General features: G+C 67.8%; 9 protein-coding genes. 4 read left to right on the forward strand and 5 right to left on the reverse strand.

What is annotated here, in order from left to right:
• The first annotated feature begins 119 nt into the window (after positions 1-119).
• The 3 genes from htpG (at position 120) to AC6EI8_RS18365 (ending at position 3,621) form a co-directional block, all read left to right on the forward strand.
• Positions 120-2,039, forward strand: coding sequence for a molecular chaperone HtpG (gene htpG, locus AC6EI8_RS18355; protein ID WP_226107495.1), 1,920 nt, complete (start codon positions 120-122; stop codon positions 2,037-2,039).
• Complete coding sequence (locus AC6EI8_RS18360) at positions 2,039-2,626, forward strand: DNA-deoxyinosine glycosylase (RefSeq protein ID WP_498382552.1); 588 nt, start codon at positions 2,039-2,041, stop codon at positions 2,624-2,626. Before htpG ends, AC6EI8_RS18360 begins: the two co-directional genes overlap by 1 nt.
• Positions 2,627-2,706: 80 nt before the next feature.
• Positions 2,707-3,621 (forward strand): class I SAM-dependent methyltransferase, encoded by a 915-nt coding sequence (locus AC6EI8_RS18365; RefSeq protein ID WP_498382553.1) that lies wholly within the window; start codon positions 2,707-2,709, stop codon positions 3,619-3,621.
• Positions 3,622-3,768: 147 nt separating this feature from the next.
• Here AC6EI8_RS18365 and AC6EI8_RS18370 read toward each other — a convergent pair whose 3' ends face one another.
• Complete coding sequence (locus tag AC6EI8_RS18370; RefSeq protein ID WP_498382554.1) at positions 3,769-5,418, reverse strand: ABC transporter substrate-binding protein; 1,650 nt, start codon at positions 5,416-5,418, stop codon at positions 3,769-3,771.
• A gap of 376 nt (positions 5,419-5,794) precedes the next feature.
• Between AC6EI8_RS18370 and trmB the strand changes: the two genes are divergently transcribed.
• Complete coding sequence (gene trmB / locus AC6EI8_RS18375) at positions 5,795-6,472, forward strand: tRNA (guanine(46)-N(7))-methyltransferase TrmB (RefSeq protein WP_498382555.1); 678 nt, start codon at positions 5,795-5,797, stop codon at positions 6,470-6,472.
• A 111-nt stretch (positions 6,473-6,583) separates the two neighbouring features.
• Here the strand turns inward: trmB and AC6EI8_RS18380 are convergent, their stop codons facing one another.
• The 4 genes from AC6EI8_RS18380 to AC6EI8_RS18395 form a co-directional block, all read right to left on the reverse strand.
• Positions 6,584-7,786, reverse strand: a complete 1,203-nt coding sequence (locus AC6EI8_RS18380; RefSeq protein WP_006579014.1) for a DUF2863 family protein — start codon at positions 7,784-7,786, stop codon at positions 6,584-6,586.
• Between the two features lie 243 nt (positions 7,787-8,029).
• Positions 8,030-8,179: a hypothetical protein gene (locus tag AC6EI8_RS18385; RefSeq protein ID WP_170265902.1), complete on the reverse strand. Its 150-nt coding sequence runs from the start codon at positions 8,177-8,179 to the stop codon at positions 8,030-8,032.
• A 251-nt stretch (positions 8,180-8,430) separates the two neighbouring features.
• Positions 8,431-11,136 carry an aconitate hydratase AcnA gene (gene acnA, locus AC6EI8_RS18390; protein WP_149316984.1) on the reverse strand — a complete coding sequence of 902 codons (2,706 nt, stop codon included), beginning with the start codon at positions 11,134-11,136 and terminating at the stop codon, positions 8,431-8,433.
• A gap of 267 nt (positions 11,137-11,403) precedes the next feature.
• Positions 11,404-12,879, reverse strand: a complete 1,476-nt coding sequence (locus AC6EI8_RS18395; protein WP_149316985.1) for a bifunctional 2-methylcitrate dehydratase/aconitate hydratase — start codon at positions 12,877-12,879, stop codon at positions 11,404-11,406.
• Between the last annotated feature and the right edge of the window lie 36 nt (positions 12,880-12,915).

Raw genomic sequence — 12,915 nt, forward strand, 5'->3', positions numbered from 1 at the left:
GCGCGGCCATGCCGGCCCTGGCCCAGCGCCATGCCAAGCCCGCCGCGGCGACGCGAATTGCACGATGGCGCTGCCGCCCTGCGCGGCGGCGGCGCCCGGATCCATTCACGAGGAGAACCATGAACGCCACGCACGAGACGATGAGCTTCCAGGCGGAAGTCAAGCAGCTGCTGCATCTGATGATCCACAGCCTGTACAGCAACAAGGAGATCTTCCTGCGCGAGCTGATCTCGAACGCCTCGGATGCCACCGACAAGCTGCGCTTCGAGGCGATCGCCAATCCCGCGCTGCTGGAGAACGACGCCGACCTGGCGATCCGCATCGAGACCGACAGCAAGGCCCGCACCATCACGATCACCGACAACGGCATCGGCATGAGCCGCGACGAGGCGATCCGCAACCTGGGCACGATCGCGCGTTCGGGCACCAAGGAATTCTTCGAGCAGCTGTCGGGCGACCAGCAAAAGGACGCCGCGCTGATCGGCCAGTTCGGCGTCGGTTTCTACTCGGCCTTCATCGTCGCCGACCGCGTCACGGTCGAGACCCGCCGCGCCGGCGTACCCGCCTCCGAGGCGGTGCGCTGGGAGAGCGGCGGCGACGGCGAGTTCACCGTCGATGCGATCGAGCGCGCCGAGCGCGGCACCGCCATCACGCTGCATCTGCGCGAGGGCGAGGACGACTTCCTGTCGGCGTGGAAGCTCAAGGACATCATCCGCAAGTACTCGGACCATATCTCGCTGCCGATCCGCATGCCCAAGGAGGTCTGGGACGCCGACACCAGCGCGTACAAGCGCACCGGCGAGTGGGAGAGCGTCAACCAGGCCAGCGCGCTGTGGACCCGCGCCAAGAGCGACATCACCGACGAGCAGTACGTCGCCTTCTACCAGCACATCGCGCACGACCACGAGAAGCCGCTGGCGTGGACGCACAACCGCGTCGAAGGCCGCAACGAATACACGCAGCTGCTGTACATCCCGGCGCGCGCGCCGTTCGACCTGTGGGACCGCAACCATCGCGGCGGCCTGAAGCTGTACGTCAAGCGCGTCTTCATCATGGACGACGCCGAGCAGCTGCTGCCGAACTACCTGCGCTTCGTCAAGGGCGTGATCGATTCGTCCGACCTGCCGCTGAACGTCTCGCGCGAGCTGCTGCAGGAAAGCCGCGACGTCAAGGCGATCCGCGAGGGCAGCACCAAGCGCGTGCTGTCGATGCTCGAGGCGATGGCCGACAGCGAGGACCAGGCCGAGCGCGACAAGTACGCGAGCTTCTGGCAGCAGTTCGGCCAGGTGCTCAAGGAGGGCCTGGGCGAGGACACGGCCAACCAGCAGCGGCTGGCCAAGCTGCTGCGCTTTGCCTCCACGCACCAGGACTCGGCCGAGCAGACCGTGTCGCTGACCGACTATGTCGGCCGCATGAAGGAAGGCCAGGACAAGATCTACTACGTGACCGCCGACACGTGGAATGCCGCCAAGGCCAGCCCGCATCTGGAGGTGTTCCGCAAGAAGGGCATCGAGGTGCTGCTGCTGACCGACCGCGTCGACGAGTGGATGCTGTCCTTCCTGAACGAGTTCGACGGCAAGGAGCTGGTGTCGGTCGCGCGCGGCGGCCTGGACCTGGGCGCGCTGGCCGACGAAGAGGAAAAGGCCGAGCAGCAGAAGGCCGAGGACGAATGGAAGGACGTGCTGACGCGCGCGAAGGAAGTGCTGGCCGACAAGGCCAAGGACGTGCGCGTGACGCTGCGCCTGACCGACTCGGCCTCGTGCCTGGTGTCGGACGAGGGCGAGATCAGCGGCTATCTGCAGCGGCTGCTGAAGCAGGCCGGCCAGAAGGCGCCGCAGACCAAGCCGATCCTCGAACTGAATCCGTCGCATGCGCTGGTCGGCAAGCTGCGCCAGCTCGCGGGCGCCGGGGCCGATGGCGATGCCGATGCCTTCGCCGACCGCGTGCACGTGCTGTTCGACCAGGCGCTGCTGGCCGAAGGCGGCATGCTGGAGGATCCGGCGGCCTACGTGCAGCGGATCAACAAGCTGCTGGCCTGATGCCGGCCCGGCGTGGGGCGCCAGGGGCGGCGCGACCGGAGGCGGCAGCGGGGGCACTACCCGGTGCAACGCCCGTTGCAACACCGGAGGTACCGGCGGACCTGCAGCAAGGTCTGCCGCCGGTGATCGACCGCCATACCCGCGTGCTGATCCTCGGCAGCTTTCCGGGCGCCGCCTCGCTGGCGGCGCGCCAGTACTACGCGCATCCGCGCAACCAGTTCTGGCCGCTGCTGGGGGCGCTGCTTGGCGAGCCGCTGCCCGAGCTGCCCTATGCCGAGCGGCTGACGCGCGTGCTGGCACATCGCGTCGGCATCTGGGACGTGCTGGGCGCCTGCGTGCGCCCGGGCAGCCTCGATTCCAATATCCGCCATCCGCAGGCGAACGATTTCGAGCGCCTGCGGCAGCTTGCACCGGCGCTGCGCCGCGTCGGCTTCAACGGCGGCACATCCGGCCGCTTCGCGCCGCAATTCGCCGCGGCCGGCTACGAGACCGTGGTGCTGCCCTCGTCGAGCCCCGCCCATGCCGCGCGCACCTTCGAGCAGAAGCTGCAGCTGTGGCGCGCGCTTCTGTCACAATCGCGGCCGTGATTTGACGCGGACCGCCCGTCGGACTCCTTGGACGCCTTGGACCCGGGCTGTCTTTCCGTAGCCTGCCGCATTGCTGACTGATGACCCTGTTGAAACGAAAATCGATCGAAGCCGTGGCTTCCCGCCGTCCCGCGCGCGGCGAACGGGAGCGCAATGCGCGCCGCCACGATCGCGACACTGCCTCCGATCTCGGTGCGGCGGAGGATCGCCGCGACGAGAAACGGATGACGCCGCGCTTTGCGCCGGTGACCTTCTCCGAATGGAATGGCGTGCGCTACCTGCATTTCGGTACCGAGTGGGTGCAGGGCGCGATGCGGCTGCGCAAGCCCGACGCGATCGAGCTCGAATACGCGCAGCAGATGATGGCCTGGCTGCTGTTCCTGTCGCCGTCGCAGCGCGACTTCCATATCGCGCAGCTTGGGCTGGGCGCGGCCTCGCTGACGAAGTTCTGCCATCGGCATTTCGCCAGGGCGCGCGTGACCGCGGTCGAACTGAATCCGGCCGTGATCGTCGCCGGGCGCAGCATGTTCGGCCTGCGCGAGGACGATGCGCGGTTGACGGTACGCGAGCAGGACGCCTGGGACTATGTGATGGACCCCGCCAGCACTGGCGCGCACGACGTGCTGCAGGTCGATCTGTACGACGCCACCGCGCGCGGTCCGGTGCTGGACACCACGGCCTTCTACAAGGCCTGCCGGCGCGTGCTGAAGGCCCCCGGCGTGATGACGATCAACCTGTTCGGCGACCACGACAGCTTCCCGAAGAACATCGTGCGGATCTGCGAGGCGTTCGAGGACCGCGTGCTGGTGTTCCCGGAGGTGCACGACGGCAACGTGATCGCGCTGGCCTTCAACGGGCCGGCGATCGATATCGACTGGGAGACCCTGGACCAGCGCGCGCGCGTGGTGCAGGAAGCGACCGGGCTGCCGGCGCGGCAGTGGGTCAAGGGCTTGCGCCGCGCGAATGCGCGGCAGGAAGAGCGGCTGCGGATTTAAGCCGCGGCTCTCTCCCCCGGCCCCTCTCCCGCGCGCGGTAGAGGGGCGCCTCTCGCCGGATTTCTGCTCAGGGGTTCTCCCTCTCCCGATCAGGGGGGAGAGGGGTGGGAGAGTCGGGGAGAGCGAGGTGGTTCCTCCCGCCTGCCGTTATTCCTTGTGGAAGAACTGCGCCAGCGACCATTCGTCGGTGCGGGCTTCGTAGCGTACGCCCTTGCGCATCGCCCACATCGCCAGCTGGCTGTGCGACGGGATGATGGCGTGGTCGGCCAGCGCGAACCTGGCCGCGCTGCGCGCGTTCTCCTCGCGCGCCTTGTCGCTGCTGATCGTCGTCAGCGAGGTCTCGATCAGCTTGTCCAGCTGCGGATTGCTGTAGCGCCCCCAGTTCCACGTGCCGTAGCCCGTCTTGGGATCGGGCGTGCCCGTGATCGAGCGCAGCGCGACGTCGGCCGCGGCCGAGCCCCAGCCCAGCATCTGGAAGGAAAAATCGCCCTGGCGCGCGCGCGTGAAGTACGCCGCCACCGGCATCGTCTCGACCTTGGTCTGGATGCCGATGCGCGTCAGCATGCTGGCGGTGGCCTGCGCCACCGCGGCATCGTTCAGATAGCGGTTGTTGGTCGCATGCAGCGTCAGGCCGAAGCCGTTCGGATAGCCCGCCTGCGCCAGCAACTGCTTGGCGCGCTGCGGATCGTAGGCGTCCGGCTTGGTGCCCGGATGGCCGAAGATCTGCGGCGAGACGATCGACGAGGCCGGCACCGCCAGGCCTTCCATGATGCGCGAGACGATCGCGTCGCGGTTCAGCGCATGGCTGATCGCGGCACGCACGCGCGCATCCTTGAACGGGTTCTTGCCGAGCGGCTTGCCGGCGCGGTCGGTCACATAGGGCGGATCGTCGCGCCACTGGTCCATCTGCCAGAAGATCGTGCGCCACGAGACCTGCTGCTCGATGCGAAAGCGCGCGTCCTTCTTCAGCTTGGCCACGTCGGCCGACGGCACGCTTTCGATCACGTCGACATCGCCGGCGAGCAGCGCCGAGGTGCGCGCGCCGCTGTCGGTGATGATGCGGAACACCGCGCGGTCCCACTCGGGCTTCGGACCCCAGTAGTCCGGATTGCGCTCCATCACGATCTCGCTGCCGCGCGCGAAGCGGACGAACTTGAACGGCCCGGTGCCGATCATCGCCTTGCCGCTGTCGAAGTCGGTCTGATTCAGCGTGGCCGCGATGCGCTTGGGCATGATCGGCACGCTGTTCAGGTCGTTGGCGAGGTTGGCGTAGTTGCGCACGTTCATGGTCAGCCGCACCGTCAGCGGGTCCGGCGTGTCGATGCGCGCGATCGGCTTGGTGTAGCTGGTGAACGAGCCCGGCGCGTTGGTCAGCTTCTCGGGGCGCTGCAGCGACGCCTTGACGTCCTCGCTGGTGAACGGCGAGCCGTCGTGCCATTTGACGTTGGGGCGCAGCTTGATTTCCCAGGTGGTGGCGTCGATCGGTTTCCACGACAACGCCAGGCCCGGGATATAGCGGGCGTTCTTGTCCATGAACACCAGCGACTCGAAGATATGCAGCGCGATCGCGTTGTTGGGCCCGGCGTTGTTCCAGTGCGGGTCCATCGAGGTGACGTCGGCCGCCAGGCCAATGCGCAGGTCCTCGGCCTGGGCGGCGCCCGCGGGCAGCAGCGTGAAGGCCGCGCTGGCGCCCAGCGTGGCCAGCAGCGCGGCGCTGGTGCGCAGCCAGCCGCGGCGGGACGGTTGGGCGGGGGTCGTCTGGCGGGACTTGTGAAGGGGGCGGTGGCGGTGCGGCATCGTTGCTTGGCTCCTGGTACGGGCCTGCGCGCGAGGCGGGCTTGCCGGTCCCCGCATCGACACATCGACGCATTGGGGAGGACGGCGGCCACGCCGGGCAGGCGGGTTCGCGGATGGCTTCGTGCGCATTGTGCCGATAAATCGCGGCCGGCGTGCGATGCGTGCGTCATATGCTTATGGCGACCGCAGGCGCGGTCGCGCAGGCACGGCGCGCCCGAACCGACGCGCGTCCCACCGAAGCCCATCCACCGAAGCACCGAAGCACCGAAACACCGAAACACCGAAACACCGAAACACCGAAGCACCGAAACACCGAAACACCAAAGCACGTCCACCAACGAGCGCCCGCCGGAGCCCGCCCGGTAAAATCGCGCCCATGTTCGCCAACTCCCGCTCGATCGCGTCGGCCCAGACCGATGCCCACCACCAGCTTGCCACCCGCGTCGCCCGCCATCTCGCCGAACCGTTCCGCAAGCCGATCGGCGAGGTCAGCCGGCGCGCGCTCGACGCGGCGCTGGCCAGCTGGCAGGCCGCCGGCGGCGCGCCGCTGATCCTCGATGCCGGCTGCGGCGTCGGCGAAAGCACGCTGCGGCTGGCGCAGGCCTTTCCGGACCAATTCGTCATCGGCGTCGATCAGTCCGAGAAGCGGCTGACCGCCGGCAAGGATTGGTGGCAGGGCGCGCTGCCCGACAACTTCGTCTGGGCGCGCGCCGATCTGGTGGACGTCTGGCGCCTGCTGCAGCGCGACCGCATCGCGGTGTCGCGCCACTACGTGCTGTATCCCAATCCTTGGCCCAAGATCGGGCATCTCGGACGGCGCTGGCACGGCCATGCGGTGTTTCCCGCGCTGGCCGCCTGCGGTGACTATCTGGAGTGCCGCAGCAACTGGCCGGTGTATATCGACGAATTCGCGCAGGCGCTGGCGCTGGTGGGCCGGCCCGCCCGTACCGAGCCCTGGCATCCGGCGCAGCCGATGACGCCGTTCGAGCGCAAGTACCAGGCCTCGGGCCACCCGCTGTGGCGCTGCGTCAGCGAGGGGCCGGCGCCGCAATGACAACGGGCCCGGCGCAAGGGCAACGGTCCGCGTCTCAACGAGCCACGCCGCAATGACAACGGCCCGCAAGGTTGCGGGCCGTCGGGTCGTTCCGTTGCCGCCTCGCGCGGCTCAGTGGAACAGCGGCTGCTGCGTCGGCGCGTCCTCGGGCAGCTCGGCGTGCACGATCTCGCCGGAACGGTCCGCGTACAGCGGCGTGCCGCAGTCCTCGCAGTACTCGGGATCGAACAGCGAGGCGTGGCGGAAGATGTCGTCGACGCCGGCGTTGCGCAGTTCCTCGCAGATCTGTTCGAGCGGATTGCCTTGCCCGCTGTCGTCGATCTCGCCCGACTCGCGGCCGTAGACCGGCCAGACGATGCCGTAGATCACGTCCTTCTCGCCGCGCATCGTGAAGGCGACGCGGTATTCCTCGACCTCGTCCTCGCCGAAGGCCGCGGTGACGGCCGCCAGCTGGCCGGCCGTGATATCGAGCGTGCCGCACAGATAGTTGACCGCCGCGCGCACGGTCAGCGGACGGATGCTCTTGTCCGACTCGCGGCACGACAGGAAGAAGGCGTCGGGCAGCAGCAGCTCGAACTCGCAGCCCGGCAGCAGCAGCGCCAGCGAGGGCTGGACCTGGGTGCGCCATTGCTCCAGGCACACCGAGCGCTCGGCATGGTGCTCCTTCGATTCCTCCTGCCAGCGGAACAGCGGCTGCTCGTGCTCGGCGACCACCACCGCCAGCAGATAGCGCGGATCGGCCAGGATGGGCGCGGTCTCGGGCAGGTCGCGCAGATCGACCTTGGGCGCGACGCCGGCCAGCGCGGCCGAGATCAGCTTGTGGGTCAGCGCGAAGGTGTCGCTATGGGTGCGCGGCAACTGGTCGATGCTGTACAGATACGGCGACAGCGCCATGCGGGCATTCGAGGCCACTACATGGGCCTGCAGGTGGACGGCCAGCGTCTGCGCCTGCTCGGGCTTGAGCGCGCCCGACGGAATCGCGTAGCGGGTGTGGGCGAGAATCGGCGCCGCGATCAGCAGCGCGTCGTAACGCACGCCGTCGATCTCGACGGTGGCCGACTCGGCCAGCGTCTCGGCCTGCTCGGCGAGGACGTCGGAGGCGTCGACGTTGTGCTTGAACAGATGCTCGAGCGCGGCGTCCAGCGCCGACTGGCTGCCGTTTTTCAGCAGCCGGCCCAGGCGTTGCGATAGGCGCCGTTCCCAATACGCGTCCTCCATGCGGCTACCCGACGCATCGAGTGCGAGCGCGTCGGCGACGAGACGCTCGGCGTCCGGCGACAGTCGTTGAGAGGCCTTGGGGCGAAAACCTGCCATATGCTGAGTTCATCCGTTTTTCGGTAAAACGGTATTCTACTCGTTGCGTTGACACGGCCCAGCCAACACATGGGCAAACCCTGATGGATGTGCCATGCGCCGCATCGTCGGCGTGTCGGCATCGCCCGCATGGAGTGCGCATCCGCAAGCGATACGGCAGGTGCCTGCCGGACCGGCGCGGTGCCGCCGGGCGACGCATCGGAACGGTGTCCGCCTTGCCACAAGCCCGTCAGGGCTGCCCGGTCACTTCTGGGTCTTGGCCTCGCCCGAGGCCGGCGCGTGGGTCTCGGTGCCGTGTTGCTCGCCACCCATCGAGACGTCGCCGCCTCCCTGCATCAGCAGCATCAGGGCGGCGCCGGCGATGACGATAAAGGCGATCAGGATCTTGGCCATGCTTGTCTCCCAGGTCTCGTTGGCGGCCGCCAGGGCGGGGCCGCGCTGTTCTATGGATGAGACCGAGTGTGGCAGCGCAGGCTTGCGTGGAACTTACATGCGGCCATGAAGTGGCCATGCAGCGGCCATGAAGCGGCCATGCAGCGGCCATGAAGCGGCGATGACGGAGTCATGACAAGGCGATGACCGCGCCATCGCCCCGGGCGGCGAATGCCACCGGGGGCCATGGCGCGGCCTTCATGGCGCGGCGTTTACGCCACCAGCAGCTGCCGCAGCACGAAGGGCAGGATGCCGCCGTGGTTGAAGTAGTCGACCTCGATCGGCGTGTCGATGCGCAGCAGCAGCGGCACGCGCTGGGTCTGGCCGCCGTCGCGGTGGATCACCAGCGTGACGTCCTGTTGTGGCCGCAGCTCGCCCTCGATGCCTTCGATGTCGAAGGTTTCGGTGCCGGTCAGTCCCAGCGACTGCGCGCTGTCCTCGCCCTTGAACTGCAGCGGCAGCACGCCCATGCCGACCAGGTTCGAACGGTGGATCCGCTCGAAGCTGCGCGCGATCACCGCCTTGACGCCCAGCAGCTGCGTGCCCTTGGCGGCCCAGTCGCGCGACGAGCCCGTGCCGTATTCCTCGCCGCCGAACACCACCGTCGGCGTGCCCTCGGCGATGTACTTCATCGCCGCGTCGTAGATCGACAGCTGCTCGCCGGAGGGCTGGAACAGCGTGTAGCCGCCCTCGACGCGCGTGCCGTCTTCCCGCGGCGGGATCATCAGGTTCTTGATGCGCACGTTGGCGAAGGTGCCGCGCATCATCACCTCGTGGTTGCCGCGGCGCGAGCCGTAGCTGTTGAAGTCGGCCTTCAGCACGCCGTTCTCGAGCAGGTACTTGCCGGCCGGCGAGGTGTCCTTGATCGAGCCCGCGGGCGAGATGTGGTCGGTGGTCACCGAGTCGCCGAAGATGCCGAGCGCGCGGGCGCCGCGGATGCTGCGCGCGCCGCTGTCGGGCTCCATCGTGAAGTTCTCGAAGAAGGGCGGCTGCGCGATATAGGTCGACTTGGGCCAGTCGTAGACCTGGCCCGAGGTGCCCTTGATCTTGCCCCACAGCGTGCTCGGCTTCTTGACCTTCTCGTAGTTGTCCTTGAAGGTCTCTTCGTCCATCGCGAAGCGCATCAGCGCATTGACCTCGTCCGAGGTCGGCCAGATGTCGCCGATATAGATGTCGCGGCCGTTCTTGCCCTTGCCCAGCGGCTCGGTCATCAGGTCGCACAGGATGTTGCCGGCGATCGCGTAGGCCACCACCAGCGGCGGCGACGCCAGGAAGTTGGCGCGGATGTTCGGATGGATGCGCGCCTCGAAGTTTCGGTTGCCGGACAGCACCGCGGCGGCCACCAGGTCGTTCTGCACGATGGCCTCGTTCAGCGACGGCGTCAGGTCGCCGGCATTGCCGATGCAGGTGGTGCAGCCGTAGGCGGTGACGCCGAAGCCGAGCTTCTCCAGATACGGCAGCAGGCCCGCGGCCTTCAGGTATTCGGTCACCACGCGGCTGCCGGGGGCCAGCGAGGTCTTGATGTGCGGCGCCACGTGCAGCCCCGCCTGCACGGCCTTCTTGGCCAGCAGGCCGGCGGCCAGCATCACGCTCGGGTTCGAGGTGTTGGTGCACGAGGTGATCGCCGCGATCAGCACGTCGCCGTTGCGCACCGGAATGCCGTCCGAGGTCTTGTAGACGCGCTCCAGGTCCTCCGGGTCCTTGCTGAAGCCGTTCTCGGCGACCGGCTTGCTGAACAGGTCGGCGAAGGTCCGCTTGACGTTGCCGATCTCGATCCGGTCCTGCGGACGCTTCGGGCCCGCCAGCGACGGCGCCACCGTGGACAGGTCCAGTGTCAGCACCTTGGTGTAGTCGATCTCGCCGGCGCGCGGGATGCCGAACAGCTCCTGGGCGCGGAAATACGCCTCGAACGCGGCGATCTCGTCGGGCGTGCGGCCGGTGCCGCGGAAGTATTCGATGGTCTTTTCGTCGACCGGGAAGAAGCCCATGGTCGCGCCGTACTCCGGCGACATGTTGCCGATGGTGGCGCGGTCCGGCACCGACAGGCTGGCGGTGCCTTCGCCGAAGAACTCGACGAACTTGCCGACCACCTTCTCGCGGCGCAGCATCTCGGTGATCGTCAGCACCAGGTCGGTGGCGGTGACGCCTTCGCGCAGCCGGCCCTGCAGCTCCACGCCGACCACGTCGGGCGTCAGGAAGTAGACCGGCTGGCCCAGCATGCCTGCCTCGGCCTCGATGCCGCCGACGCCCCAGCCGACCACGCCGATGCCGTTGATCATGGTCGTGTGCGAGTCGGTGCCGACCAGCGTGTCCGGGTAGTAGATGCCGTCCTTGCGGTGCACGCCGCGCGCCAGGTATTCGAGATTGACCTGGTGCACGATGCCGAAGCCGGGCTGCACCACGCCGAACGTGTCGAACGCCTGCATGCCCCACTTCATGAACTGGTAGCGCTCGTTGTTGCGCTGGAATTCGAGCTGCATGTTCAGGTCCAGCGCCTTCTTCTCGCGGAAGTGGTCGACCTGCACCGAGTGGTCGACGACCAGGTCGACCGGCACCAGCGGCTCAATCTTCTTCGGGTTCTGGCCCATCTTCTCGGCGACGTTGCGCATCGCGGCCAGGTCGGCCAGCAGCGGCACGCCGGTGAAGTCCTGCAGCACCACGCGCGCGACCACGAAGGGAATCTCGTCGACACGCGCGCCGGTCGGGTCCCAGTTGGCCAGCTGGCGCACGTGTTCCTCGGTCACCTTCTTGCCGTCGCAGTTGCGCAGCACCGATTCGAGGACCAGGCGGATCGACACCGGCAGGCGCTCGATGGCGACGCCCAGGGTCTTGCCCAACTGCGGCAGCGAGTAGAACTGTCCCTTCGCGGAAGGGCCGATCTGGAATTCTTTGAGCGTGTCGTTCAAGTTGTGGGGCATTGCCTGACTCCAATCGAAGAGGTGCTATTTGCGGGACTTCGTGCGGACGTTGTGCGAACTGCGCTGCGCATCGACATGACGTGGCGGGCGGCGACTGCGGCGCCGGCGTGACGGCATCAGCATTACTTTATGCGTCACGTCCGGCCCGGGCAACCGGCACGCCACTTCGGCCTCGCGCATCCTATACCAGTAAAAGAGCGGAACAAATCACATCTGGTGATGATGACCCGAAGCGCCGGAGCGGCATCCAGCGATGCCGAGGCGACGCTATATGACATACAGGTCGACGTACTCGTGCACCGGCATCGCCTCCAGCGCCGCCTGGTCCAGCGACACGTCGAGGATCGCCTGCTGCTGTTTCGGCGGAAAGCGGCGCGCCAGATTGGTGCGGAATTTCTCGACCAGCAGCGGGATGCCGTCCTCGCGCCGCCGCCGGTGTCCGATCGGGTATTCGACCGCCACCTCGGGCAGCACCGTGCCGTCGGTCAGTTCGACCGTCAGCGCGTTGGCGATCGAGCGCTTGTCCGGATCGTGATAGTCGGCGGTGAAGCCGGCATCCTCGACACAGGCGATCTTTTCGCGCAGCGCATCGATGCGCGGATCGGCGGCGACGCTGTCCTCGTAATCCTCGGCGGTCAGCCGCCCGAACAGCAGCGGCACCGCCACCATGTACTGGATGCAGTGGTCGCGGTCGGCCGGATTGGCCAGCGGCCCCTTCTTGTCGATGATGCGCAGGCACGCCTCGTGGGTACGGATGGTCACGCGCCGGATCTCGGCCGCCGTGCGCCCCATGCCGTCCAGCAGCCCGTGCAGCGTCATCGCGGCTTCGACCGCGGTCTGCGCGTGGAATTCGGCCGGGAACGAGATCTTGAACAGCACGTTCTCCATCACGTAGGTGCCGTACGGGCGCTGGAAGCGGAACGGCTTGCCGTCGAACAGCACGTCGTAGAAGCCCCAGGTCTTGGCCGTCAGCACCGAGGGATACCCCATCTCGCCGGTCCTGGCGATCAGCGCCAGCCGCACCGCGCGGCTGGTGGCGTCGCCGGCGGCCCAGCTCTTGCGGCTGCCGGTATTCGGCGCATGCCGATAGGTGCGCAGGCTCTGGCCGTCGACCCAGGCCAGCGACAGCGCATCGACGATCTCGTCGCGCGACAGGCCCAGCATCTGCGCGACCACGGCGGTGGAGGCGACCTTGACCAGCACCACGTGGTCCAGCCCCACCTTGTTGAACGAATTCTCCAGCGCGATGCAGCCCTGGATCTCGTGGGCCTTGATCATCGCGGTCAGCACGTCCTTCATCGTCAGCGGCTTCCTGCCGCCCGCGACGCGCTGGCGCGACAGCCAGTCGGCGGTGGCCAGGATGCCGCCCAGGTTGTCGGACGGATGGCCCCATTCGGCTGCCAGCCAGGTGTCGTTGAAGTCCAGCCAGCGGATCATCGTGCCGATGTTGAAGGCGGCCTGAACGGGGTCGAGCTGAAACTGGGTGCCGGGGACCCGGGCGCCGTGCGGCACGACGGTGCCAGGCACGATCGGGCCGAGCAGCTTGGTGCAGGCGGGGTAGGACAGCGCCTCGAGGCCGCAGCCGAGCGTGTCGATCAGGCAGTTGCGGGCGGTGTCGTAGGCGAGGGCGCTCTTGACCTGGTACCGGGTCACATAGTCGGCGATGTCGACCAGCACCTGGTCCGGCTCGGGCCGGGCCTGCGGATGGGGATTTGGACGGAGATTCGGACTGGCTGCGGACACGACACTTCTCCTCGGTGTGGTGCTGCGTGGCCCCGC

Source organism: Cupriavidus sp. R6-3, from assembly GCF_059772245.1.